A 24,198-nucleotide genomic window follows, 5' to 3' on the forward strand; every position below is an offset into this window, starting at 1 on the left:
AGCTAAAGTCGTCTCAAGACGACTGTAGATTAATATGTGATATCAAGTCCGGCTTAAATACCCCCTCACTCTCTTAGTCTGCGGAGGCAGACTTTGTTTGACAAGGAGCGGTTTCAACCGCCGAAACATCTTTCAACCTACCATTTTCGCGCGCCGCTGACGGAGGAAAACCGCCAAAAGCCCGATCGCACCTACCGCCAACAGCAGCCATTCTTCCGGTTCAGGAACCCCCGAAACATTCAGAGGATTATTCGGCTTACTCAACTGTTCCTTACCAGATTCTACCTCTCTGTCAAATCGATCGCTCTTAGCTTCCGCTGCTTTTAGCTGCTCCCTTTGGGCGTCATTAACTAACACAATCATCGAAGAATAAGGCGTCACCACTTTGAAATTTTTAGCTATTGCGTGCATCGCATCCAGTTGCGTCAGTTGATTGGAACTTTTCTGCTTGCTAAGTGCAGTTATCAACTGCCGCGCAGCTATCGGTTTAAAGCTTTCATTTCCGGCATTTTTTGACTCCGCAACTGCCACCGATTTGGCAGTTTTTTTCGACTGCGGCGTTTTGGCATAACTCCAAGCATAGCCGTCAACAACGCTAACTGTAGATGAGCCCGAAGCTGCTGTCGTTGCTACTCGCTGCATCGCCTCTTTCATATCTGTAGAAACTCCGCCGCCGCTATCTTGAATAGCCTTTAAAGTTGCGTCGTCGTAGCCGGGGGGCAAACCTCCCAAATGTACTGTCCATAGGGGTGAAGAGATGGAAAGTTTAAGTTTGCGATCGTCCGACAATTCGTAACTGTGGCGATCGCTCACCACAAATACAGTATCGTAACTTTTATCGCCCCGCAACTGTGCAAACTGTTGCAGCATATCTTTGAGCTGGATAGTACCGTAAAATGTCACCTTTGCCTCATCGAAATTGCGTACATCTTCCACAAACTTAGGTGGCATTCCCGCAGCGCTGGCGACATACAAATCAACAGCATTTTTGCCTGCTGCATTCGCTTTCAACCATTCAAGAGTCTCTTTTACTTCCTTCTTTTGGGCCGCCATGCTGCGGGAAGTATCGAGAATAACTGCAAATTTTTGGCCTTGCGGTAGCGAGTAATTTGCATCAGCCAGCGGCTTAGCAGAAATGATATTTCCTCCCGGTAGAACCGCCTGCTGCGCTGTTAGCGGTTGCTGTGCGGCTGCGGGCAAAAACGGTGGCAGCCAAGTTTCTCTTGCTTCTTTACCGCTGTATTTGACCTCTTTTCCGGCGATCGTGCGACGAGTATTTTGGTTCCAAAAAATGTTGCGTTTCTCAGCCAAAACAGGCATCGCCCAACCCTGTGGCTGACGCATGACTTTGTAAGTAAGCCACAGGTGCATTTCCTTTGGCCCGTCAGTTTGGGTGAATTCTCGTTTAGCCGGGATGGGAAAAGCCCGCAAGCGGTATTGTTTGGGGCCAATTTGTTCTAGCAAAGCCGGATCTACTCTTTCTGCTACCTGTTGATTGTAGACTTGCTGGGCGGCACCTCTAGGCGATACCGTAAATACAAAACGTTTGTTTAAATCCCCAGTATCTCCCAGCCAAACTCCTGTAACTGCGGCGCTTTCCGGCAGCGAAAAGTAGTAGAATACTTCTTGCAAGTTCGGCGTTTGATTTTTGTAAACTTCGTAGAGCTGAACGTCAGCCCAGTCGCCGTTTTCTTTGACTGTCACTTCTTGCGACTGCAACCATACTTTTTCCTGATTGACATTCAGCAAACCGGCTTTTGCTTCTTCGCGATTTGATGTTGACTGTACCGCGTGTTTTACTGCTTCTGTGTCGCCTTTTTGCAGTTCCGTATCGAAGAATTCGCCGTAGAGTTTTTCGGCTTTTTCTACATCAGCACTAGAGCCTTGATACAAAAACGGCGACATTAAAAAATTATAGCTGTTCTGCACAGTTTGAGCCGCTCCGTCAGGCAAATTCAAACTATTTTTGTATATCTCATAAATGTGGTTATTTTCTCCCACAGTGCTGAGGTATCGGTAAGGGGACAAATAAGCATTGACTAAGCCGGAGCGAATCATATCAGACTTGGCTAATAAAGTTTGGCGAACCGTGTCATTTGGGGGCGGAGTCGCCAGCATTTTCAGTGCTGCAACTTGTGGCTGCTGCTGCAAAGCCGAGAAAATAGCCAGCCAAGCTGCTATGACTCCTAAACTTCCAATTATCGCTTTATTTTTTCCGTATTGTGCAGCAAAAGTCTGCCATATTTTCCGCCCGGAATGAATGTAAAGAAAGCCGTACAGCAAAGGCATGACAACGAACAAGCTACAGGTTAAACCAAACAATATAAACGATAGCGGTATCCAAATTAAACCCCATATCCACTCCCCGTATCTAAAGATATCCCAAAATGCTGATACCCATGTAAACTTGACAAATTCAATGACTATAGTAAAGAATCCATAAAGTGTAAACAATGCCACAGGTACAGCGTAATAAATCAGCAATGTTGCCGCCCAAATGCCAACTACTACCATTAAACTGTGACATCCTAATTGCAGCCACGCACTTCGCTTTTCTCCGATTAACCTGGAAAAACGATGCTGTTTATTGTGGGAAGTTTGAGAATCTGAGATATTTTGAACATTTTCTTTTTTACCCAGATATCCGTACAGCATTTCCACTGAAAATGCTGCAATGCACAAAGCAATAGTAGCGATGATTTGAGAACTAGCTGGAGTCAGTTCTCGCAGCAGGAACAAGCGGAGCAAACACAGCAAAAATAGCGGTGCTTCTACGCCGTAAAACCAACACATTAGCTCTAGGGGTTGCTTGCTAAAACGGCTAGCTCCTATTACTGTACATACTGTGGGTACTGCGATCGTAGCTGCCATCGTCAAAGAAAACTCTAGCGGGATGATGCCATCGATTGTCGCCATAACTAATGGCACTCCTATAATTGGCAAAATTCCCAAGTAAACAATCGATAAGAATGTCAAATTCCAGACCCAAAAAATTGTTTGAAAAATTCCATCAAATACCTGTTTAATTTTCATTGATTTCTCCTTGTAAGCTTTGTTTAACGGTATCGTAGACGTTACCAGCAAACTCTTTTACTTCATGATTTTCTGCTTGTAGCGAACTGTCAAATAAAATGGAAACTAGCACCCAAGTATGGTTTTTGTTGGTGAGGTCGCTGCCGATACGGGACATGAAGTTATCTGTAGTTAGCTGTGCAGATTGCAGCCAGTATACTGCTGATAATTGGTTGTCTTTGAGAGACAGCCAGCGCGCTGTTATTTCAGGAGTTAGTTGTTTTTTTTCTATGCGATTGACGGGAATGCCGCTGGCTACAAAACACAACTCTGGGGCGTGATAAGTCTGCCAAGATGTGCTGGCTACTGTGAGCATGGAACCGCGCAAGTTGCCTGACACAAATCTCTTTTTTTCTGTTTGCGTGCTTGGGTAATTGCCAAAGAATTTTTGTTCGCTGGGATTCAGCGGGATTGATTCGGACACAATCGGTTCGGGAAATTTCAGGGGGGCGATCGCTAATTTTTCACTTTCTACATGATACAATTGAGAAATTACGGCCAAAACAGCCACCGCCATAATTAGTCCCGGTTTGGCAAAAGGCTGATTTTTGAGTATTTCTAAATCCCGTTGCGAGTTAAAATCAATTTGTTTTGTTTCTTGAAATTTCGGAACTTTTTGCAGCATTAACCAACTTAAAAAGCAAGCGCCGATTAAACCCACAATTCCTAGGGGTACGTGCAGCATTGCTGCATAAGTTGGCTGTTGAAAAACTTGGGCAACCAGCACTAGCACGGCAACTCGCAAAGCGTTAGCAGACACTAACATTAAGAAGTTAGCAGCGCATACTGCCAGCCATTTTAAACTCAATTTGCGGCATTCTAGCCAGGTAGCGGCAAGCAAAAATAGCGTTCCGACTAAGAGGGTTTTAATGCCGCTACAAGGCACGTCAACGTGAGCGATGCCGTTTTCCAAAACGATAATATCGTAAGAAGAAATAGCCCCAATGTGCAGCAGAGAGAGCAACTGTTCTACTACCTGAGCAGTGAGCACTCGCGCCGGCAAACCTAAGCCGCTATTCAACTGACTGTTAAATGGTAAAATACAAGCCAGCAAGCCCGCAACTGGTAAGTTTTTTCGCCAAAAGTTCGGCTCCACTAATAAGCCGCACAGCCCGTAAGTTCCGAGGATAAACAGCAGGACAGTAATTTGTTTGATATCAATTATGCACTGAAGGGCGATCGAGCAAATACCCGCACCCAACATCAACAGCAGCGGATATCGCCTCAAAACGAAATTTGGCGAAAATCCCGGCGGGCGATCCGAGTTCCCAATCGATCGCACTACTAATGCTACAATCAGAAAGCCAATTACTATCTTGTATAGTGTGGGTATCTCAACAAACGAGGATAACAGCCACTTAACAGCCGAGATATTGGCCCAAAACCAAGCAAGCGCCAGCAAAAAAGGAGCCACCCAAACCAAATTAACCGCCGAATTGGGACTGACAGCATCTGGAAGGTCAGAATTGGGAATATTTGTGCGCTGCATGATACCGCTTGACATTCACGTTGGTGACATCTTAGCTCAGCCAAATGGGTAATGCCTAGACCGATTATTTAAGTTTTGTCAAGCTTCGATTTTCTCTACAGAGAAGCTAGCGTTATAATAATTAATTTTAGCGGAGGTAAAAATGAGCGAAAAAAGCCCAGGATACAAAATTGTTAGCGATAACCGACAAGCGCGCCATCTCTATGAAATTATAGAGACATACCAAGTGGGCATCGAGTTGAAGGGCACCGAAGTCAAATCAATTCGGGAAGGAAAAGCCAATTTGCGGGACGGATATGGCTTAGTTCGGAACGGCGAACTGTGGCTGATCAACGTTCATATTTCGCCTTGGAGAAGTGCTAGCAACTATTTTAATCACGAGCCCCGCCGCACGCGTAAATTGCTGATGCACAAACAGGAAATTCGCAAATTAATCGGCAAAGTCGAAGAAAAAGGCTTGACTTTAGTGCCGTTAAAAATGTATTTGAAAGGCGGCTGGGTAAAACTTGATATCGGTTTGGGTAAAGGGAAAAAACTGTACGACAAGCGCGAAGATTTGAAGAAACGCGAAGACAAGCGGGATATGGAAAGAGCGATGAAGCAATTTTAGTCAGAGTCATTAGTCATTAAACATCTCCGAACAATAAACTAAAACCTTTGCTACTCGAAGGTTGAAAGTTAATTTATGGAGATGTTTATTAGTCAGGAGTCATTAGTGATTCATGATTGGTGATTGCTCATTAATGATTGGCTATTTTAAATCGAGTTGGGTTAATTACTCATCATAAGATTTTTCAAAATCCTCCTTTGAGGATTTTGAGGAATTCCATCGTCACTACAAACTTAATGAGAGTTATTTCACCGGAGCCCATCTTACAGCAGATTCTATGTTGAGGAACTAAACCCCAGCTCGTTCCATCCCCGTAGGGAAAGAGCCCAGGGTAAGTCCCTACACTTCATAAACCTGGAATACGCTGTATCTCCTCATACAGTCGCATACAGTCGATCGACTGGCAGCCGACTAAGTATTATTACTTAGGCAAGGCAACAGTTCTACCTTCTTCCTGCTTCCCGCTTCCTTTTTTCTGAAAATATCCGGATTGCTTGTGGAGCCTCATGAATGATTAACCTATGCTCGAATACATCTGGGTAGTGGGAGCATTACCCAAGCATTCGGCTGTGGACTAACAAACTCTTATGAGAAATGGGTTCAAATCTGAGTCATTTCGTAAGATTATGATGCCATTAGGGTGGCAATTAAATCTGGCAAACAATATATCGCCAAACTCTCAAGTTCAAAAATGCTAAAAATCACACCATTAGCTAACATTTTTAATGCCATGAAAGAGCCAGTAAAAAAGCATCAGAACTCCAAGTGGGGAGCCTTCTTGCTGATGCTAGCAGTAGGCTTTGCCGGCTGGCAATTTGGGCTACCGGAACTCGCATCACTTTTTAACAATAAGGGCTTTGAAAACTACAAAGCCAATCGATTGGCTGATGCTCAACAAGCCTATGATTTAGCGCTCTCCATAGACCCCAAAAGCCGAACAGCTCTTTACAATTTGGGATGGCTTTGCGAAGAGGTGCAAGATTTAGAATGCGCCAAAGGAAAATATCTGCAAGCTGCCAAACTAGGTATGCCGGCTGCTTACAGCAATCTGGCTCGATTGTATATAGTTGAGAAGAAAAACTATCCTGCTGCCGTTCACTTGCTGTTGCAAGGCCTGAAATTTGCTAAGGACGAGCCAGTAAAATATTCTTTACTCAAAAATTTGGGATGGGCTCGCCTAGAACAGGGTCGATATTCAGAAGCATTGCAACATTTGGATGCAGCGATTAAACTTGATAGTGAAATACCAGCAAGTTACTGCTTAAAAGCGCAAGCCCTAGAAGGGATGAAAAAGACGAAGGAAGCGCTACCGCAGTGGACAATTTGTCAAAAGTATGCGGATTCTCAAGAATTCGATGAGGATATATGGATAGGAATGGCACGTCAACGAGTAAAAGAGGAAAAAACAAATAAATGAAACGCACAGTTTTGCTTTCATCAACCATACTGGCAATTATCACGGTACTGGAGCTAAGTCAAGCCTCAACAGCACTGCCAACTCCTGCGACTGTTAAAATTACAGTTAATCAATCAGTCGAAACGCCGTTCGACTCCAATCAAGCGAAGAGGTCGCGGTCGCGGTCGCGGTGCACAGATAGAGGTCGTTCTTATCAGTGTCCGGGATTCGTCATGCCTTCTGAGAGCGAACAATAAGAGTTATTTTCAATAAATTTTGTAGAGTGTACCATCACCACTTTACAGCAACAGGTATGTAGTGTGTAGTAGTAACAGTAGTATGCAATGTGCGCCGTCCGCACCTTATAGCATTTGAGATTTGAGATTAAGATTTGAAGAATTGGAAATAACTTATGGCTATAATGGTTTGCAGCTTGTATAAAGCTGCATTCTTTTTTTGCACTGGTATAACTCCTAATCATTGCTGTATGGACTATTGCTGGAATCCGCACTGGGCGGGGAGAAAATCCCCGCCACCAATTCTATCTACTCGCCCTCGGTCAAAGCTGAATCTTGCTGGTGGTGCGAGTTGCTGTAAAAACTAGCAATAATCGCCACCATCAACCACCACAGCATATTAACTTCTGGCCGGTACCAAACTGTATCGACAAAACCGTGGGCCATCATGCCGGCTAAAGTTGCGATCGCCCCAATCAACCAAAACCCCTGATTCGATTTTAGATTTTGGATTTTAGATTTTGGATTTCGGGATTCTTCCTCTAAATTAGAGATGTTAGATTGTAAATCCCGCAGATTTTTTATCCGCAACAAACCTTGATTGACGGTGACAGTCATCAGCCACAGGAAAGACATTAAACCGATAAAACCGGTTTCCACCGCAATTTCCAGCAGCACGGAATAAGCGCTCAAAGCAGTGAATTTCGGCTTCATATAAAGCGGATAAACTTTATTAAAAGCAGTGTTTCCCGGCCCAATTCCGAGAATTGGCCGATCGCGAATCATGTCAATCACCGCCGTCCAAACATTAATCCGAAAATTGTTGCTGCTGTCACCTCGGCCGATAAACATACTCGAAACTCGATCGCGCAGAGGCTCCACTAAAGCCACTCCCAAAATTAAGGCTCCAGCCAAACCTCCTAACCCTAACGGCAGGGCCCAAGTTCGCCATAACCGAGGCATCAAAGGGCTGTACCAGTACCACAGCAGCACTAAAAATACCACAAGCAGAGCCACAAAACCGATCCAAGCACCCCGGCTGTCTGTGTAGCGCAAACACGCTAAATTCACCACCAACATCGTCAGCGCTAAAAGTTTTGTTCCCCATCCCTTCCACACAAAAAGCGCGGCAGCGCTCAATGCAATGGCCGGCAGTAAATAGGAACCAAGCAAGTTTGGATTCCCCAAAAAGCTGTAAACTCGCGTGACATTGGCTTGAGTAGAAGTCGGATCGTTCCAAGTAGCTAATGGTGGCACTTTGTCAATCCACTGCCGCACGCCGTAGAAACTGACAACTAGAGCGACGTTCAAAAATACGGCAATTAACCACGATCGCCAACGGGGCGATCGCAAGATCCGCGCCATCAGCGCAAAAAACAGCAAATACAGCGTTAGCTTGCTCCAACCAGTAGCAGCGGCGACTTTCACCGGCGACATGGCGGTTGCGACGGTGGCAATGCCCCAGTACAGCAGAACCAGCAAGTGAATGGGCGTCAAGGGGATCTCGCGATCGTCCGAAACAGTCAGCAGCACCCAAAATGCAGCGCTAGCCGCCATCAACACCCCCACCAAGGCATTGTTTACAAACGGCGCCAAACCGAAAGTCAAGGCCAGCAAAACAAAACCCAAGGGTTCCGCCCACTGCATCAGCCAGCTACTCTGCCGCCAACTGCGTAAAGAGCCGATCGCCAAATTGAATAAATAACTTCTACTTTGCCACTGAGAGAGCGGCAAATTTGCCAGAGTTAACTGTTGCCAAACTGAATTCATTGCTATTTTAGATTTGTACTTAGTAATCGGGCATTGGGCATTGGTTATTGGTTATTGGTTATTAGTTATTATTGTGAATTTGGCATTGGTTATTAGTTATTGGAAATTTGTTAGTTGTTAGTTATTTTATTATAAAACAACTAACAACTAACAACTAATAACAACAGTCAACAGTCAACTAACTTCATCCCTTAACAACCAACAACAGTCAACAGTCAACAGTCAACCGTCAACCGTCAACCGTCAACTAACTTCATCCTTCCAACAATTCCGTAGCATTTGTGCAGGGCAGCCAGAGCACGTAGCGATATCCAGGTTCCGGGGCGCCTTGAATTGAGAGTTGACCGCCTTGAATTTCCACCAATTGGCAGCAAAGCAGCAGCCCCAAGCGTTCCCGCGCCCCGTAACCAGCTAACACCGGTGCGGTATCCTCGGCATTCTCGGCCACCAAAGCCGCCAACTCCGAAAACGCCAGCGTTAATCGCTGCGAACCCTGTGTCGGGAGTTGCGCTTCGACTCCGAGGGAGTCGGTTTCGGAGTTCGATGGCGAACCGCTAACAGATCCGGCCTTCAACAAGTAGTCGGTGTAGAGTTTAGCATGGGGCAAACTTTCCCCTAACCAAGGATGAAAAACCCAAACTGCGATGTTGATACCGTCTTCTTTCCGAGAAACGTGGACTCGAATCACGCTGCCTGCCCCAGCAGATTGAATAATGCTAAAAATTAAGTGGTGCAGCATTTGCTGAACCTTATCTTTATCCACCAACCAGATGCGCGACCCGGGCCCCATCGATAAATTAATTTCTTGCTCTCGTCTACTTGCCGCCGACGACAGGATTGTCACCACCTGCTGGCACAAAGTTTCTATATCGACTGCGGTTCGCTTCAAGGTGAAAGCGGAATTATCTAGTTCTGCGAGTTCCAAAATTTCTTCAACTAGCGATCGCAAAGAGCGGCTGCTGTCTTGGATTACGTCAATATATTCTTTTTGCTTGCTCGTTAAGGGGCCATAAATTTCTTGTTTCAACACGCTTGCCATGCCGAGGACAGAAGTGAGCGGTGTGAGCAATTCCTGCGCTAAATAATTCAGCAGTTTTACCTTAATTGAGTTAGTAGACAAATCGATAGGTTTGTTAGTCATCGCTAATTTTTATGGGTTCATTGTCGAGCGAGGGTTGGCGGTTCATTAGACCTATTCCAAAAGTCTATAACAATCTGTTTATAATTCACCACAAAAAAAGTAATCAAGAAAAATATATATTCCTTCTTCCCTAGAAGCTCTTGTTTATCTGAGTAATTAAGATTTAATCATTGCTTCTAAAGCTGATTGCAAGTCTTGAGTGAGTTCGGCAACTGCTAACCTGCGACTGGTTTGATATCGATCCCAACGATCACTCACTGATATGGGTTCGCCCACGGTCATTTGTACCTGCTGTTTGCCCAACTTCGGTCTGCCGAAAGGATTTCCCCCTTTGATGCGAGCCAGTACGTCCCACAGCAGCAAAGTTGTTTCTGCCAAACGTTCTGCTGTCAGTTGTTCTGCGACGTACCTGCCTGTGACGGACACGAAACTTTCTACAAGTCTCATGTGCCACATCCGAAGACTTGCTTCTTCAGCGAGGCGATCGGCTAATCCTCTTTCTAAGGGAGAAAGTGCTGCAATATCTTTGATATCTTCTCGATAAATATAGTCCCAGCCTGCTTGTTCCAGACGGCGGCAGCGGTCTATTAAACTGCCTTTGGGTTTTAAGTTAAAATATTCTTCTGCTACTTGCAAGCCCACATCTAACAGTGCTTTCAGTCGAGCTATCATTACTTCATTGTCAAAATTATTTGTCGTTTTTTCGGAAACTGATGATGGTAAAATAGATATCTTTTGGGGTAAATTTTTATGATAAAAACGGCTGTAAAACTCTTCCATTACTGCTAGCAAATGGCTGCCCAGTCGAATCAGGCGCAGATATTGGAATTTGTGATTTTGGTTTTCGGAATCGGGATTTGCAGTCTCTAAATTAGCGATCTCGGTGCGTTCTAAAGGTGGCAGTCCGCAATCAATTTCTAATTGAGTTAAAAGTTTTTCTAGGGGTTGCCAAGGTGGGTTGACATAGCGGTATTGAATGCCGATCGGCACAATTAACACTTTTTCCTCAGTACGTCCGGCTTTGAGCAAGTCTTCAACGCACCAGAAGCCCATTTGAGCAATTCCCGGTTCGAGGGGACTAACTATTTCATTGTGACCGTTGGTAGCGCCTTCTGGGGCGGCGGCGATCGGGAATTGGCTGTTGGCAAATAAATTGCGGGCCGATCGCAATCCGGCGCGATCGATCTTACCGCGCACAATCGGAGTACCACCGAGGCGAGAATACAGCCAGCCGACGCCAGAACCGGCCCACAGGGGAATTCCGCGATCGTAAATAAAGTGGGAATGTACGGGGAATTGCAGGGGAATGCCTTTGACGCGCGCTGCCTGGGGAACGAGTTTCCAAATTAGTTGTCCCAAACAGTAGGGATCGTCTGAGTTGGGGTGGCGGAAGGCTAGCAAGAAGCGAACTTTCTGATTTTGAAATTGGTGGAATAGTTCGGCGAGGGTTTCGACATTTTCGGCTTGAACGTGGCTGATACTCGTCTTAAATCGCAGCCACCAAGGGAGTATTTGCTGACAACCCTGGACGACTAGCGGGTTGTAGGCTGGGGGGATGAATTCCAGCGGCGGCTGAACTTGGCTAATTGAATTGGGCATTTTGCGATTTTAAATTTTAGATTACTAGGCTGCGGTAAAAACTTCCAATTTTTTTTACAATGCTGAAGTTTTTTTTATTAACCGCAGAGGACACAGAGGACACAGAGGAGATAGCAAAGCGTGTCAACTTAATGTCAAAAGTATTACCCGTCTTGGATCGGATATCATGTCCAGTCGATCGACCACAATATTTTGGTCGGGGCGGGTTTACGGGATTTCTGGCTTATATTACAGATCGGGGCTGAACTAGCCCTGACAAGAATTACGATTATTTTACAGGACTAGATATGAAACCATGATATTTTTTACCCCCCTGCCCTTGACAAGGGGGATGCGAGGGGGTCAGGAACTCGACTAAAAACGAGATTTATCCTCAGTTTCAGCCTTCAACACAGATTTTTGCAATCCAAAATCTAAAATCTAAAATCTAAAATCCTATTGTGCGGCTTCCAGAATCACTTCTTGGAAGTTAATCACATCCGATCGCGGATCGCAGTGAGTGACTTTGACTTCTAGCCGATCGCCTATTTCGACTGATCGACCAAACCGCATCGCCAATTCCAAACCCAACTCTTCCAACAAAATTAATCCCAGATTGCTATCTTCCCGTAGCCAGCGCAACATCAAAGCCTCCCAGACTTCCTCCGGGTTGCGACGCAAATACTCCAATCCCCAATAGCGATTGGTTTGACGTTCGACACTAGAAGCCTCTCTGACTGCTGTACCGAGACACATCACAATGTCCTGCATTTCTTCAGGAGAAAAAGGCTGCGGTTCATCGCGCAAATGAGCTTTGATTTGGAAATGAGTCAGCAAATCAGTATAACGACGAATCGGAGAAGTCACTTGAGTGTATGCTTCCAAACCCAAACTAGAGTGCCTTCCAGGAGTCAAATTCATCTCACTACGAGGCATACAGCGACGCACAGCGCAAGCGCGGGCGGGGCCTGCGGGTACAGCCAGGAGTTCTTCTTCTGGTGGGAGTTCCGGCTGGGGCTGATGGCGGTAGGGTATGGCTAGACCGTGTGTTTGACCGTAGCGGGCGGCGACTTCCCCGGCTAGGATCATCATTTCAGCTACTAGCATTCGGGCTGTCGAGTCGTCGATGACGTGAATTTTGATTTCGTCGCCCTGGACTTTGATGACGGATTCGGGCATGAAAATGCTGATTGCACCTTGGGTTTCCCGCCATTTTTGCCGGAGTTTTGCGAGTGTGGCGATCGCACTTATTTCCGGTTCTGCTTCAATTCCCAACTCCAACATCTCGTCTACGTCATCGTAGGTTAAGCGGTAGGTAGGTTTCACCGTGCTGATGTGAATGCTGTAATCTTGGACTGCACCAGTCTCATCTAAAATAATGCTAAAGCTGAGAGCGCTGCACTCTTTACCTTGAATCAAGCTCATCGGCCCAGTTGCCAACTCCGGGGGAAACATCGGTATCATCCCCGTGGGTAGGTAAACTGTGGTGGTGCGCTTTCTAGCTTCCAGGTCGAGTTCGTCTCCGGGGGAAAGCAAGCGGGTGGGATCGGCGATGTGTATCCAGAGGCGCTGCTGGCCGTTTTCGAGGAATTCTAAGCTGAGTCCGTCGTCTATTTCGGTAGTGCTTTCATCGTCGATCGTGTAAACCTTGAGGTGAGTCAAATCTAGACGATTTTTGTCGGAGTCGCTTGGGAGATTTTCTAGACAGCGTTGAACTTCTTCTAATACCTTGGCAGGTAACTGTAGGGGAATTTGGCTGCGTCGCAAAAACAGGTTTTCGTGGTGACTCCACAGGCCGAGATCGACTAGGAGTCCAAATGCTGCTTCGGGGTTTTCGGGACGTTGTAAGCTGGCTAAAGTTTCTAATGCCGGCGTGCGATGGGTTGCTTCTTCTCCGAGGGTGGCAAAGCGTTCTAGGGCATCGAGGCGAGTTCGATCGCTAGGAAGCCAATCTACATTATTTTCCCCAGCCAGTCGCTGTTTGACTCGATCCCAAAATCCTTGGGATTCTTGGTGTCGCTGCTGTTCTACTTCTTGCTGGTGTTGGATTTCGGCTACTTGGGCTGCCGATCGCGGTTCGTAGCGATCGCCCTTTTGTTTGAAATACAGTTTATCAGTTGACAGCAAACAGTAAGCTGCATAACATTGCGCCGGAGTGCGATCTGAAAATAGTAACATTGCCAGGGCTTCGGGGTCTGTATTTTCTCCGTCATCCACTAGCAGTTCCCAAGCCACTTCAAGACTCGATGGATCTGAGTAACCTTCTACTTCTTTAAGAAATTTGGAAATGTCGGAGGGTTTGTAAGTTTCTCCGACTGTTTCGTAGCTGATTTGTTTGGGCGGTATGCTGTGCGGTTGACCGTTTTCGTCTACGACAACCCAGTTTTTCTTGCCGTCGGGGCGATCGGCAACTGCCAGACGACGGTCGCCGTGCACTCTAAATTCTACTAACGTTCCCTTCTCCACTTGGCAGCTTTATTATTTTATATTTGATATTTTTACTATTACCATTTATCTGGTTACGATGTGGGATTTTAGATTTTGGATGTTGACATTTTTTACATCAATTGTTAAAAATAACATCTAAAAAGTTATGCTTTTCATCCTTTAATCTTTAACTTTTGAGATTTTGACTAAGACTTACGCAGCAGCGACTAAATACAAAATATTGCGATCGATTAGCGACCATCGCTGGCGACAAAAAGACGTTGTTTTCGCGTAAGTCTTATTTCCAGTCCAAAATCTAAAATCTAAAATCCAAAATCCAGTTAACCTTCTTGGTTTACGAAGGGCATCAAAGCTACAATTCTTGCTCTTTTGATGCTACGAGTCAGGTCGCGTTGCTGTCTTGCCGTCAAACCGGTAATCCGGCGGGGCAAAATTTTACCGCGTTCTGTGACGTATTTTTTGAGCAAATCGACATCTTTGTAGTCGATCGGGTCTCCTGGTTTGATTGGCGAAACGCGCCGGCGAAAGTAAGTCATGGTTTGTTCTTTGTTGACTGTTGACTACTGTTAACTGTTAGTTCCTAGTTATTAGCCGTTAGTTGCTAGCCGTCAGGAAAGCATTTGTTAGTTATCTGCTGTTCGCGGGTCAATATCAATTGCCAACTACTGATGACTGATGACTAATGACTAATGACTAATGACTATTTGATCTCTTTGTGGCCAGTGTGCTTGTTGCAATGCGGGCAGAACTTTTTGAGTTCCAGCCGCGCCGTCGTGTTGCGACGGTTCTTGGTCGTGGTGTACCGAGACACGCCTTTGGAGCGTTTGCTCGCGTTGGTTCGGCACTCAGTACACTCTAGGGTAATTATGATGCGGACGCCTTTAGCCATAATTCTAAATAAATTTCGACTAATTTAAACACAATTTATTATCTTCTCACATTGCTCTGCACTTGGTCAAGCAATCTTCTAACTTTGATGTCGAGGGAGTAGCCGCGCTTGGTTCCGATGACCATCGTCCCGCTGAGTCGATCGTGAAAAGCTTGGGGAAAGCGGGCGGTGTCGATGAAGGCAGTGCTACAGTCGATCGCCAGCGGCAGAATCAGCAGCAAGACGGCCGCGTTGGTAGATGTGAGTCGGGCTACACCGGCAAAGGCTAGGGCGGCGCAAATGCCCAGCAATCCCTCGCGCTTGCAAAGTTTCTGCACTCCGGGAATCCGTTCGAGTCTAACATCGATAATTTTCAGGTCCAACGCCCAGCGCCCAAGACTTTGACCGTGGTTTTTCCTGACAATGGGTACGCGCAAAATCATCCACAGCAGGACAAAAAAGATGGTTTGGGCGATCAGATTAGTGCCGAGAAGCAAGCTGGGCAACCCAACTGCGATCGCGTCGATGCAGAAAGCAGCAGCGCGACGGCCGATCGATACTTTGGGCAGGAGAGGAACTAGGTCGGAACTCATGGGTCAAAAGCGCGATCGCCATTAGCTACTTTTCAATCTTAAACTGTGGAGCCGGTCGATCGGTCTAAATCAACGTCAAAACCCGCTTTTACTCAGGAATTACGAAAAAATGGTTGGACGCGCGACTTAGATGTCCAAGGTGCGGAGTCTGCAGCCTATAGATAGAATGCCAAACTTCTTGTTTCTCTGAAAAATCTGGTTTTTCGCAATTTTTAATCAAGTAAAAAAGACCATAAAAAACGGATATAATTGCTTTACCTCAAAAATAATTAGACTTTTTGTGTTGTAGCAAGACACGCTTTTTGAGTGTTTGCTAAGCACTCAGTAAACTATAAAGTAATGATAATGCGGACACCTTTAGCCATAATTCTCAATAAATTTTGACTAAGACTAATTTGAACACAATCTCTTATTTGCTTATATTACTCTGCTGTTGGTTAAGCAATCTTCTAACTTTGAGGTGGAGACAGTAGCCGCGGCGGGTTCCGACTACAATCGTCCCGCCGAGTCGATCGTGCAAAGCTCGGGGAAACCTTTTGCTTTGGGAGACGGAGGCAAACATAGCATCAAACTGCAAGGGCATTAGCAGCATAACCGGGCGATCGATATATTCGTTGTAATGTGAGTTTGCCCACAAACCTACCAAGCATGATGCCGTGCAAAGGCCCAGCAATGCCTCACGCTTGCAGAGTTGTTGCACTGCAGGAGTCCGTTGGTATTTGGTATCAACAACTCTCATCCCCAATAGCCAGCGCCCGAGACTTTGACCTTGGTTTTTCCTGACGATGGCTACGCGCATTATCATCCACAGCAGGACAAAAATTATTGCTTTAACGATAAAATTAGTGCCAAGAAGCAAGCTGGGCAACCCAACTGCACTCACGTCGATGCAGAAGGCAGCAGCGCGGCGGCCGATCGATACTTTCGGAAGCAAGGGAACTAAGTCGGAACTCATGGGCCAAAAAAGAATTACTTTGAAATGCGTAAGTCCTGTTTCTATCGTAATCGAAATCAAGGGGCTTGGAGCCGTAATGCATAGGATCAAGGCGCAGCTACATATTAATAAACCTCATCATGGCTTCCAATATCAACCAATAGAATCACCATTTCTAATAATTCCTCATTTTCCGAGAAATTAAAAATTATTCTGCAATCATATGCAACAGAACAAGACCATAATCCGGCCAACTCCCCTCCTAACTTGTGAGACTTCAAAGATGGCGTAAATGGATCATCTACCAATAGCCTTAACACCTTAGCAATTTGATCCTTTAATTGTGGATTTTTCTTTGTAATCTTGTTAAAAGACCGATTAAATCCACTACTCCAGACAACTTCCATCATCATCTCCTAGTAAATCTGCGATCAAATCATCAACGCTTCCCCTCTTTGCTGTCCCATTCTTAAAAGCTTCCATCACTTCCTGAGCATTCGCCAAAATTTCAGCCCGCCGATTCTCGATCCGTCGCTTACGGATTAACTCAAACAACTGATCCTGATCTTCTATTGATAAACTTTCGACCTGAGCGATAATTTCCTGTAAAGTCATCATACAATCTCCTATAAACTAAAATCAACGAAATATTTCGCCACCGCCAAAACCCGATCCTTAATCAAACGGCTTAATCCTTTTTCCGTCATAATATCTACCTTACAACCTAGTAGATCTTGCAAATCCATCAAGAGCATCGCCTGGGAACCAAGGCGAAATTTTCTGTAAATCATAATCCACCAAAAGGTCAGTATCACCAATCTCATCGACAACACCCCGCGCCACCGAACCAAACACCCGTACATTAAACGTCCCATGTCGCAGCGCCACCTGCAGGATATCCTCGCGCTTGGATTGTAATAACTGTTGTAGTTTCATCATACAATTTCCTCAAGCATCAATTTAATACAAACTGCGTAATGTCTCAAAATGTACGCGCGGCGAAGCTATTCCGTAGGGAATCGCCCCATCCCAAACCCCCGAAACAGCAAGCATTAATCAGACTAGCCCTCGCCATAATTGCGGCTGTTATCATCTTCAACATTCCTCACTCCTTACTTCCCGTGTTTACAGAATCCCTATCCCAAGCAACCCCGCCGCCAGAAATCCAAAACCTCCTCGCCGGCAAGGGCAGAATTGTCACAGTAGGCGACAGCATCACCGAAGCCGGGAAATACCCCGGAGGTTACGTTTGGCTGCTGCAACGCTATCTGAATGCCCTGTATCCCGATCGTAAAATCGAAATCGTCAACGCCGGAATCTCCGGTAACAAAGCCAGTGATATGCAGGCGCGTTTTCAGAAAGATGCGATCGACAAAAAGCCAGATTTAGTCATGATTAACGCCGGAGTTAACGACGTTTGGCACGCTTTCTTCGACTTCCAAAACCTCCAGTTTAATCCGCAAGGCAACTTAGCATCAGGAGTACCGCTGGCAGAATACATAGACAAAATAACCCAAATGGTGCAGGCAGCCAAAGCCGCAGGAATTAGAGTCGTCCTGCTTTCTCCTACTCCCATCCGCGAAATTTTGGACGGCCCAGAAAATCGCAGACTGCAAGAATACGTAGTAGCGATGCGAGAAATTGCCAAGCAAAACCAGTGTTTATTTATCGATTTGAATGCACCTTTTCGGGAAGTGATCGGCACCTATCAAAAACACGCCGGCAAAACTTTAAATTTGTTAGCAGCCGATGGAGTTCACCCCAATCCATCGGGATATCGAATTATTGCTTTTACTATCTTGCGCGGTTTGGGTGTCCCCGCTAAGGATATTGAAAATTTGCAGGTGAAAAATTGAGATTAGTCAGTAGTCAGTAGTCATTAGTCAGTAGTCAGTAGTCAGTAGTCATTAGTCAGTAGTCATTAGTCATTCGTTGTGATGTGATGCCCGGTTGATTCTTCCCAATTAGCAATTAGCAATTACCAATTACCAATTACTTATTCCCAATTGCCGTTATCACTCAATCGGCGGATGATACCGCTTCAACCAACAGCTACCAATAATTACCAATGCCACCACCACAATAATTTCCGTCCAAAAAAACGACAGGAAATCACTAGCAGTTCCCACAGGTGGCACTCCCGGTTGGGCGTTGCGAATAGCGGGAAAAGCAAACAGCATCACAGCAGTCCAACTCAGCATTCCCACTTCCGGCAACTTCCCAGATTTCATCACTTTTAATGCTAGCAACAGCGCCATACTTGACAGCACCCACATGATCACAATAATCACTAAAGCAAAAAATTTCACCGGAATCGAGCGAGTTGCAGAAACATCAATATAAATAAAGATTGACGAATTCTCTTCCATCGGCTTATAACTGATGTCAAAACCGGGAACATCGGCATTAAACTTAAATTCCAGCGGCACGGGATTCAGTTCAAAGGGAGCAAATTTTTTGCCAATCGAAGCCAGCGGGTCGATTGAAATAGCCACTTTAGCAATGTGCGTATCAAACGGATAATTATTAATTTTTCCCTTGACTAAGTTAAACTTTAATGCAGGGACAATCATCGGTTTGCCTTCTTTAAAGGTAATTTCCGAACCCTCTACATTTGCGCCGTTAACTGTCATTAACAAGTCTTGAGCCGGGTAAGTCGGCCCTTTTTTATAGATACCTTTGAGTTCAAACTGCAAGCGGGTTTCTAATTCGTTTTTAATCGGGTCTACCCCAATTACCGTCATTTTCACCTCAACCAAGCCTTTGGGGGCTACAGTGCTTTTTGGAGCTGGTTTGTAAGGTTCTTGGGCATTAGCATTGTGAGAGTAAATAGATAAGATAATTGCCAAGCTTACGGCGATGCTGCAAATTAAAATAAGTATTTTTTTGAGATTGAATTTGTTGACAGTTTGCATTTATGATGGATATTTTAGATTTTGAATTGTTGTTAGCCTTCCCCGCAGTCCAGTAGTTCGCAAGTCCGGCAGGGGTTTAAACCCCTGTCTCATAGCTAAAGTCGGTTAAAACCGACTGAAGAAACTTGATAAATAATCAATCGGGAGTTATACCAAATCCGGCTTAAATACCCGTTTATTTCTTAGTCCGCGTCGGCGGACTTGGTTTGTCTAGCAGCGATTTCAATCGGCGACTGTTAGTCCGCGTTGACGGACTTGGTTTGTCTAGCAGCAAATTCAATCGCCGACTACTATTATGAACCTACTAGGAACCGATAGGAAGCAGTACGTTGGGTGTAAAACTTCCGTGCAAACCGTAGGGAATGTGCTGTTTTAAATGCAGGCGCGCTACTGGCCCTTTGGTGATGTCACTAGCATCTAGAATCGCTAAGGTCGATCGATGATTAGCCGCATCATACATCAAAACTAGCAGCCAGCCGTCATCCTCCGCCATAGCATCGGGACGGGGAACAAACACAGGTTCCCCCGCAAAACCGCGCGGCGCAGCACTCCAAATTTGCTGCTCTCCTGTCTGGAAATCCATTTTAAGAATAGCTTGCAAAGGAGCATTTCCCGTCGGAGCATCCGCAGCGCCGATATAAAGATATCGGTAAGGCTGTCCGACGTTGTTGGGATGCAATGTCGGAAACTCACAGCACCGAGTTTCAATTACTTGATGGTTGACAGTTTTTTCGTTCAAATTTAACTTAAACCGCCACAATTCCCCCGCTGGAATACTGTCAAAATCAAGCTCGCGAAAATCGCCGTCCGCTTCTACGGTTGGGAATGAGTCGTAGCAAACTGAGTCAACAAAAATTTCGCCGTTTTCTTCCCAGGCGTTGCAGTGGTGGAAGACAAAACAAGGTTCGGTTTCTAATATCTTCACCTCGTCAGTGCCGTTGCGGGGAATTAAAATTGCTTGGGTTGGCTTGTTTGGGGAAAATTGAATGCACTGGGCCGCACTCCGAAATCCTAACAGGAAAAGTAGGGGATTAAAGCTGACGGGATTTTGGAAGAATATGCAGTAATTCGGGGTAATTACCATGTCGTGCAGGAAGGCAAAACCCGGTATTGCATGGGCGTGTTTCTGCAATAATTTGCCGCTTGCATCGAGTTCGTAAATGGTAATTGTACTTGACAAACCGGGCTTGACGGAAAAGTTGACTAATCTGTCTCCGGCTCCATTTTTGCCTTTTTCAATTCTGGGGTGGGCTGCGAAGGCTTCACCTGGTTCTAAGATGCCGTCTAGGGTGTCTAATCCGAGTGTTTCTAGGCTGTGGGGGTCTAGTCTGTAGGGCTGTGCTGCTTCCCAGAGTGCTAGCAGTTTGTCGCCCCAATAAATGATGTTGGTGTTGGCTATGTTTTTGATTTTGACATCAAAGATGTTGGCTAGCCAGCCACCCGGTTTCTGTGTGCCGAAAACGCCTCGGTGCAGGATTTTTCCGGATTTTTGTTCGGCGAGGTAGCCTTCGGTGCGGACGAATCTGTTGCGGAAGTGGGCGCGGCCTTCGGATATTGCGATCGCACAAACCATCCCGTCGCCGTCAAACGGGTGATGGATGCGCTGGCCGTTGACATCTAGCAAACCGGGCCCGTTGCGAAAGAATGTGCCTTGCAAGCCTTCTGGGATTTCGCCTTCGATGTCGTCAATCCAGTAGTCGGATTCGCTGGGTTGGGATTCGTAGCCGCGCTGCCAGTCTTTGCGCGTGTATGATGGTTTTTGGGCGGGTGTTTGGGGTTGGGAAGTTTGTAAGTTTTGCATGGGTAGAATAAGTTTTTATTGATTTAACCGCAGAGGGCGCAGAGGGCGCAGAGAGAAAGAAAGAAAGTAAGAAAAAAGGAGATGAAAGGAGATTAAATCAAACTAGAAAGATATTCGCAGTCAATTTTGTTCCTTCTTCCTTCTTCCTTCTTCCTTCATTTGCGTTAGTCGGATCGGCGACTTTCTGACCTTACTGTCGGTACTAAGTCGGGAAAGTATTCGGGTATGAAGTTCTGTCCGCTTTGTTTGGCACCTCCTAGTTCTGGTTGTAATAGGGGAAGTGATTGTTGATTGTTTTCGTCGCTGATTTCTGCATTTTCTGCGGGAAGCCAACTTAGGAATGGCAGGGGTAGCAGTGTGGAGAGGTTGGTGATGACTATTAGCAGCCAGAGGTTGTCGAAATTGCGATCGGTAATTCCGAGTAAGTGGGTCAAAAGTGCACCGCCTTCGTGGGACAAAAGTCCGGCTAAGTTGGTGACTGACATTAACACGGCAAATAATGTAGCTTCGACACCGGGAGGACACAATCGCGCTGAGAGTACCAGCACTGGCATATAGGCAATTTGTCCGATTACTGTCAGGATCAGGCTGTCTCCGATGCTGAACCATTGATCGTCAATTCCTAAAGCTCGGTTGGCATGAGTTACTAATAATAATGTAGTCATGCCCAATGCAGCCGCAATGACGGTTGACCAGCCGAAAATTACTCGAAATGGAACTGTTTTGAGGAATCGCTGAAACAGCCAAATGCCGAGGAGGGAGGCAATGCTGGTGACGAGGCGTACTCGACCGAGAAATTCTGGTTGAAAGCCTAGTTCGTTTGTGGTAAAGAAGAAGAAGGCTGAGTCCGAGCTTGGGGTGGCTTGCCACAGGAAGAGAAAGGCGGTGGGCAACCAAATTGTTTTTTGGGTAACAGCTTGCCGCAATTGTTTTAGTTGGTCTTTGACTGTGGCAAAGTCGGTTTTTTTGTTGACTTTTTCTTCGGCAATTAACCAAGCTGTTGCTGATACGATTAGGGGGAAAGATGCGGTGATTAAAAATATGGTATGGGTGCTGAAGTGTTGCAGCAAAGAACCGCTGAGGTAGGCGGTGATTAGTCCGCCGAGGGCTGATGCGCCCCAGGATAAGGATTGTAGGGAACCTGCGTCGGCGACGGATTCTTTTCTAGCTCTTTCGACTATTAGGGAGTCGGCGATGACGTCGCTGACGGCGAGGGAGAGGGAACTCAGGGCGATCGCCCCTGTGGCGGCCAGTGGCGTGTGTACAATTGTTGCGAGGCTCACCCATGCTGACGTGCCCAAGAGCCCGGAGAGGACGATGTAAGGTCGTCTGCGGTAGCCGAATATGGGCAAACCGTCCGACATGAAGCCGAACAAGGGTTTGATAATCCAAGGTAGGGCGACAACACCCATCATTGCTGATACTTCGGCCGGAGTCATGCCAAGATCGTCTTTCAGGAAGAAGCTGACGGCTAAGCGAGCTAGTCCGAGAATGCCTTGGACGAAGTAAATCAGTAAGATGGCTATGAGTTCGGGGGTTGGCTCATTCCCAAAGAATACTTTTTCTTTTAAAGATTCTTTGAGTTTGCTGGCGCCAGAGGGTGAAAGAAGCATTTTTGCAATATTTCTTAATGAATCTAAATATTATATAACACATTCTTAATGGGTTGCGGAAACTGTCGGAGGTGGGATGTTAGGGTGAGGAGCGACTGCAAGCGGGTATAAAATTGTGATGAGCCTGGATTTAAGGACTTTTTGCGATCGATGAAAGCAGAAATTAGAATTGTCTCTCTGGCTGTGGTTTTGGTTTGAGGATTGGGGGCTAATTTAGCTTTATGGCTCAGGGATTTCGATCGGTTTCTGTAGATGGCGTTGATGCGCCTGCTGATTTGTTTGAAAGAAACAAAAATAAGGTTTTTCAGTGGCCTGTGGTGATTACTTTTCGCAGGGGAGAAGGCCTGCAAGCGGTGACGGGAAATCATGCCGAGCAAATTATGATTGCTGATTTTCCGGGTAAGCCTTGGCTGCGGATTTTAACGGATCGGGGTAATTGTTTTGTGCGGACTAATTCGGGAAAATTCTACTACTTTGAAATTTTTGGAATAATTAACCGCGAAGACGCGAAGTACGCGAAGCAAGAAAAGAAAGAGATGTCACAAATACTGAAAGGAGTATTTTATGATTGTGAATCCTGAAAATGTGCCGGATATTACAGGCTCTAAATATCCCCTGCAATTTCAATCTGCGGTGGCGGGAAGGGTGAAAAAACGCTTGGGCGATGCTGCCGGATTGCAGAATTTTGGGGTAAATTTGGTGAGACTTGCGCCGGGAAGTTGTTCTGCTCTGAGACATTGGCACTCTCGTCAAGATGAGTTAGTGTATGTTCTGGAAGGGGAGATTACTCTGATTTCTAATGCGGGTGAGGAAGTGCTGCAACCGGGTATGGCGGCGGGTTTTCGGGCGGGTGATGCTGATGGGCATCGTTTGGTTAACCGCACGAATGCTGTTGTTGTTTATCTGGAAGTTGGCGATCGCACTCCGGGAGATTCAGCAAATTATCCCGATGATAATTTAATTGCTAAAGCTAGCGACAATGGTTGGATTTTTACGCACAAAAACGGCGAGATTTATCAGGAGTAAAAAATCATGAGTCAAGTCAATCTTTGGACTTCGGCGGAACACGCTTTGTGGTATCTTGCTAAGGCTGATGGAATTCCTCACCGCACTGAGGGTGAGGCGGTTTTGTTGGAGGAGGTGCCGCAAACTGTGCGCCGGATTCTGGATGTGGGTACGGGTGATGGACGGTTGTTGGGTTTGCTGAAGTGCGATCGACCAAATGTTCAATGTGTGGCGATCGACTTTTCGCCGACAATGCTGGAAAAAGCCAGAATTCGCTTTGCTGATGACCAGAATGTCACGGTAATCGAGCACAATTTTGACGAACCGCTGCCGGATTTGGGCAAGTTTGATGCGATCGTTTCTAGTTTTGCGATTCATCACGTAAAGGACGATCGCAAATTTGCCCTCTACACCGAGATTTTCGAGCTTTTGGAACCCGGAGGCATTTTTGGCAATTTGGAACACGTAGCGTCCCCAACAAAGGCTTTACACGAGAAGTTTCGAGAGGCGCTGGGTATTAGCGATTCGCCGGACGATCCGTCTAATAAATTGCTTGATTTGGAAACACAATTGCGCTGGTTTAGAGAAATTGGTTTTGGTGAGGTAGATTGTTATTGGAAGTGGCGGGAACTGGCTTTATTAGTTGGGGTGAAACCTGTTTAGCGGTAAGTATGGGTAGGGACACGGCACTGCCGTGTCCCTACCCATATCACATACAATCTGTATAGG

The 24,198-nt window shown here is 46.0% G+C and carries 23 protein-coding genes; 7 read left to right on the plus strand and 16 right to left on the minus strand.

Translation table 11 applies throughout. The features are described from left to right. Positions 1–132: 132 nt before the first annotated feature. Positions 133–3,033 carry a TIGR02921 family PEP-CTERM protein gene (locus tag QUA44_RS03495; protein WP_333248430.1) on the minus strand — a complete coding sequence of 967 codons (2,901 nt, stop codon included), beginning with the start codon at positions 3,031–3,033 and terminating at the stop codon, positions 133–135. Continuing rightward, positions 3,023–4,561, minus strand: coding sequence for an exosortase O (gene xrtO / locus QUA44_RS03500; RefSeq protein WP_333276395.1), 1,539 nt, complete (start codon positions 4,559–4,561; stop codon positions 3,023–3,025). The genes QUA44_RS03495 and xrtO overlap by 11 nt, the downstream gene beginning before the upstream one ends. A 142-nt stretch (positions 4,562–4,703) precedes the next feature. Between xrtO and smpB the strand changes: the two genes are divergently transcribed. The 3 genes from smpB (at position 4,704) to QUA44_RS03515 (ending at position 6,824) form a co-directional block, all read left to right on the plus strand. Continuing rightward, positions 4,704–5,171, plus strand: a complete 468-nt coding sequence (gene smpB, locus QUA44_RS03505) for an SsrA-binding protein SmpB (RefSeq protein ID WP_006631384.1) — start codon at positions 4,704–4,706, stop codon at positions 5,169–5,171. A 691-nt stretch (positions 5,172–5,862) separates the two neighbouring features. After that, positions 5,863–6,588: a tetratricopeptide repeat protein gene (locus QUA44_RS03510; RefSeq protein ID WP_333248425.1), complete on the plus strand. Its 726-nt coding sequence runs from the start codon at positions 5,863–5,865 to the stop codon at positions 6,586–6,588. Further along, positions 6,585–6,824: an Osc7112_2153 family protein gene (locus QUA44_RS03515; RefSeq protein ID WP_333248424.1), complete on the plus strand. Its 240-nt coding sequence runs from the start codon at positions 6,585–6,587 to the stop codon at positions 6,822–6,824. Before QUA44_RS03510 ends, QUA44_RS03515 begins: the two co-directional genes overlap by 4 nt. Before the next feature lie 288 nt (positions 6,825–7,112). On the opposite strand, the gene QUA44_RS03520 is transcribed toward QUA44_RS03515, so the two are convergent. The 11 genes from QUA44_RS03520 to QUA44_RS03570 all read right to left on the minus strand — a co-directional run bounded on the left by QUA44_RS03520 (position 7,113) and on the right by QUA44_RS03570 (position 17,074). Then, positions 7,113–8,573, minus strand: coding sequence for an IctB family putative bicarbonate transporter (locus tag QUA44_RS03520; protein WP_333248422.1), 1,461 nt, complete (start codon positions 8,571–8,573; stop codon positions 7,113–7,115). 253 nt (positions 8,574–8,826) lie between these two features. Continuing rightward, positions 8,827–9,714 (minus strand): histidine kinase dimerization/phospho-acceptor domain-containing protein, encoded by an 888-nt coding sequence (locus tag QUA44_RS03525; RefSeq protein WP_333248420.1) that lies wholly within the window; start codon positions 9,712–9,714, stop codon positions 8,827–8,829. Between the two features lie 156 nt (positions 9,715–9,870). Beyond that, on the minus strand, positions 9,871–11,313 hold the full coding sequence (locus QUA44_RS03530; protein ID WP_333248418.1) for a 1-acyl-sn-glycerol-3-phosphate acyltransferase: 1,443 nt from the start codon (positions 11,311–11,313) through the stop codon (positions 9,871–9,873). Between the two features lie 435 nt (positions 11,314–11,748). After that, entirely contained in the window at positions 11,749–13,758 is a 2,010-nt protein-coding gene (locus QUA44_RS03535) for a ribonuclease R family protein (RefSeq protein ID WP_333248417.1), read from the minus strand. Between the two features lie 302 nt (positions 13,759–14,060). Further along, positions 14,061–14,276 carry a 30S ribosomal protein S18 gene (rpsR, locus tag QUA44_RS03540; protein ID WP_265238843.1) on the minus strand — a complete coding sequence of 72 codons (216 nt, stop codon included), beginning with the start codon at positions 14,274–14,276 and terminating at the stop codon, positions 14,061–14,063. 164 nt (positions 14,277–14,440) lie between these two features. After that, complete coding sequence (gene rpmG, locus QUA44_RS03545) at positions 14,441–14,629, minus strand: 50S ribosomal protein L33 (RefSeq protein ID WP_265238844.1); 189 nt, start codon at positions 14,627–14,629, stop codon at positions 14,441–14,443. A 38-nt stretch (positions 14,630–14,667) separates the two neighbouring features. Further along, positions 14,668–15,201, minus strand: coding sequence for an RDD family protein (locus tag QUA44_RS03550; RefSeq protein WP_333248414.1), 534 nt, complete (start codon positions 15,199–15,201; stop codon positions 14,668–14,670). 409 nt (positions 15,202–15,610) lie between these two features. Beyond that, the gene (locus QUA44_RS03555) at positions 15,611–16,156 is read right to left on the minus strand and encodes an RDD family protein (protein ID WP_333248412.1); all 546 of its coding nucleotides are present in this window, start codon (positions 16,154–16,156) and stop codon (positions 15,611–15,613) included. Positions 16,157–16,260: 104 nt separating this feature from the next. Further along, positions 16,261–16,548: a type II toxin-antitoxin system YafQ family toxin gene (locus QUA44_RS03560; RefSeq protein WP_333248410.1), complete on the minus strand. Its 288-nt coding sequence runs from the start codon at positions 16,546–16,548 to the stop codon at positions 16,261–16,263. Continuing rightward, positions 16,523–16,753, minus strand: coding sequence for a hypothetical protein (locus QUA44_RS03565; protein WP_333248409.1), 231 nt, complete (start codon positions 16,751–16,753; stop codon positions 16,523–16,525). Before QUA44_RS03565 ends, QUA44_RS03560 begins: the two co-directional genes overlap by 26 nt. Positions 16,754–16,852: 99 nt before the next feature. Then, complete coding sequence (locus tag QUA44_RS03570; protein ID WP_333248407.1) at positions 16,853–17,074, minus strand: hypothetical protein; 222 nt, start codon at positions 17,072–17,074, stop codon at positions 16,853–16,855. A gap of 38 nt (positions 17,075–17,112) precedes the next feature. Here QUA44_RS03570 and QUA44_RS03575 point away from each other — a divergent pair, with 38 nt between their 5' ends. Next, positions 17,113–17,991 carry an SGNH/GDSL hydrolase family protein gene (locus QUA44_RS03575; protein ID WP_333248405.1) on the plus strand — a complete coding sequence of 293 codons (879 nt, stop codon included), beginning with the start codon at positions 17,113–17,115 and terminating at the stop codon, positions 17,989–17,991. 159 nt (positions 17,992–18,150) lie between these two features. On the opposite strand, the gene QUA44_RS03580 is transcribed toward QUA44_RS03575, so the two are convergent. From QUA44_RS03580 to QUA44_RS03590, 3 genes are all read right to left on the minus strand, one after another. Next, the gene (locus tag QUA44_RS03580; protein ID WP_333248403.1) at positions 18,151–19,050 is read right to left on the minus strand and encodes a DUF4436 family protein; all 900 of its coding nucleotides are present in this window, start codon (positions 19,048–19,050) and stop codon (positions 18,151–18,153) included. Positions 19,051–19,354: 304 nt separating this feature from the next. Beyond that, the gene (locus QUA44_RS03585) at positions 19,355–20,851 is read right to left on the minus strand and encodes a carotenoid oxygenase family protein (RefSeq protein ID WP_333248401.1); all 1,497 of its coding nucleotides are present in this window, start codon (positions 20,849–20,851) and stop codon (positions 19,355–19,357) included. A 164-nt stretch (positions 20,852–21,015) separates the two neighbouring features. Further along, the gene (locus tag QUA44_RS03590) at positions 21,016–22,464 is read right to left on the minus strand and encodes a folate/biopterin family MFS transporter (RefSeq protein WP_333248399.1); all 1,449 of its coding nucleotides are present in this window, start codon (positions 22,462–22,464) and stop codon (positions 21,016–21,018) included. A gap of 221 nt (positions 22,465–22,685) precedes the next feature. Here QUA44_RS03590 and QUA44_RS03595 point away from each other — a divergent pair, with 221 nt between their 5' ends. Genes QUA44_RS03595 through QUA44_RS03605 form a run of 3 tightly spaced genes read left to right on the plus strand, consistent with a single transcriptional unit; the run spans position 22,686 to position 24,132 of the window. Next, the gene (locus QUA44_RS03595; protein WP_333248398.1) at positions 22,686–23,045 is read left to right on the plus strand and encodes a hypothetical protein; all 360 of its coding nucleotides are present in this window, start codon (positions 22,686–22,688) and stop codon (positions 23,043–23,045) included. Next, on the plus strand, positions 23,029–23,490 hold the full coding sequence (locus tag QUA44_RS03600; protein WP_333248396.1) for a cupin domain-containing protein: 462 nt from the start codon (positions 23,029–23,031) through the stop codon (positions 23,488–23,490). Before QUA44_RS03595 ends, QUA44_RS03600 begins: the two co-directional genes overlap by 17 nt. A 6-nt stretch (positions 23,491–23,496) precedes the next feature. Continuing rightward, complete coding sequence (locus QUA44_RS03605) at positions 23,497–24,132, plus strand: class I SAM-dependent methyltransferase (RefSeq protein ID WP_333248395.1); 636 nt, start codon at positions 23,497–23,499, stop codon at positions 24,130–24,132. Positions 24,133–24,198: the final 66 nt, after the last annotated feature.

Source organism: Microcoleus sp. N9_A2 (assembly GCF_036701775.1).
Taxonomy (GTDB): Bacteria; Cyanobacteriota; Cyanobacteriia; order Cyanobacteriales; family Microcoleaceae; genus Microcoleus.

What these genes read in the sequence shown, in the direction of transcription:
- smpB (WP_006631384.1), top strand. Translation starts at nt 4,704, where the DNA reads ATGAGCGAAAAAAGCCCAGGATACAAAATTGTTAGCGATAACCGACAA.
- QUA44_RS03555 (WP_333248412.1), bottom strand. Translation starts at nt 16,156, where the DNA reads ATGAGTTCCGACTTAGTTCCCTTGCTTCCGAAAGTATCGATCGGCCGC.
- QUA44_RS03510 (WP_333248425.1), top strand. Translation starts at nt 5,863, where the DNA reads ATGCTAAAAATCACACCATTAGCTAACATTTTTAATGCCATGAAAGAG.
- QUA44_RS03575 (WP_333248405.1), top strand. Translation starts at nt 17,113, where the DNA reads ATGTCTCAAAATGTACGCGCGGCGAAGCTATTCCGTAGGGAATCGCCC.
- rpsR (WP_265238843.1), bottom strand. Translation starts at nt 14,276, where the DNA reads ATGACTTACTTTCGCCGGCGCGTTTCGCCAATCAAACCAGGAGACCCG.
- QUA44_RS03495 (WP_333248430.1), bottom strand. Translation starts at nt 3,033, where the DNA reads ATGAAAATTAAACAGGTATTTGATGGAATTTTTCAAACAATTTTTTGG.
- QUA44_RS03525 (WP_333248420.1), bottom strand. Translation starts at nt 9,714, where the DNA reads ATGACTAACAAACCTATCGATTTGTCTACTAACTCAATTAAGGTAAAA.
- QUA44_RS03520 (WP_333248422.1), bottom strand. Translation starts at nt 8,573, where the DNA reads ATGAATTCAGTTTGGCAACAGTTAACTCTGGCAAATTTGCCGCTCTCT.
- QUA44_RS03590 (WP_333248399.1), bottom strand. Translation starts at nt 22,464, where the DNA reads ATGCTTCTTTCACCCTCTGGCGCCAGCAAACTCAAAGAATCTTTAAAA.
- xrtO (WP_333276395.1), bottom strand. Translation starts at nt 4,561, where the DNA reads ATGCAGCGCACAAATATTCCCAATTCTGACCTTCCAGATGCTGTCAGT.
- QUA44_RS03530 (WP_333248418.1), bottom strand. Translation starts at nt 11,313, where the DNA reads ATGCCCAATTCAATTAGCCAAGTTCAGCCGCCGCTGGAATTCATCCCC.
- QUA44_RS03515 (WP_333248424.1), top strand. Translation starts at nt 6,585, where the DNA reads ATGAAACGCACAGTTTTGCTTTCATCAACCATACTGGCAATTATCACG.
- rpmG (WP_265238844.1), bottom strand. Translation starts at nt 14,629, where the DNA reads ATGGCTAAAGGCGTCCGCATCATAATTACCCTAGAGTGTACTGAGTGC.
- QUA44_RS03600 (WP_333248396.1), top strand. Translation starts at nt 23,029, where the DNA reads ATGATTGTGAATCCTGAAAATGTGCCGGATATTACAGGCTCTAAATAT.
- QUA44_RS03585 (WP_333248401.1), bottom strand. Translation starts at nt 20,851, where the DNA reads ATGCAAAACTTACAAACTTCCCAACCCCAAACACCCGCCCAAAAACCA.
- QUA44_RS03565 (WP_333248409.1), bottom strand. Translation starts at nt 16,753, where the DNA reads ATGATGACTTTACAGGAAATTATCGCTCAGGTCGAAAGTTTATCAATA.
- QUA44_RS03580 (WP_333248403.1), bottom strand. Translation starts at nt 19,050, where the DNA reads ATGCAAACTGTCAACAAATTCAATCTCAAAAAAATACTTATTTTAATT.
- QUA44_RS03560 (WP_333248410.1), bottom strand. Translation starts at nt 16,548, where the DNA reads ATGATGATGGAAGTTGTCTGGAGTAGTGGATTTAATCGGTCTTTTAAC.
- QUA44_RS03595 (WP_333248398.1), top strand. Translation starts at nt 22,686, where the DNA reads ATGGCTCAGGGATTTCGATCGGTTTCTGTAGATGGCGTTGATGCGCCT.
- QUA44_RS03550 (WP_333248414.1), bottom strand. Translation starts at nt 15,201, where the DNA reads ATGAGTTCCGACCTAGTTCCTCTCCTGCCCAAAGTATCGATCGGCCGT.
- QUA44_RS03605 (WP_333248395.1), top strand. Translation starts at nt 23,497, where the DNA reads ATGAGTCAAGTCAATCTTTGGACTTCGGCGGAACACGCTTTGTGGTAT.
- QUA44_RS03570 (WP_333248407.1), bottom strand. Translation starts at nt 17,074, where the DNA reads ATGATGAAACTACAACAGTTATTACAATCCAAGCGCGAGGATATCCTG.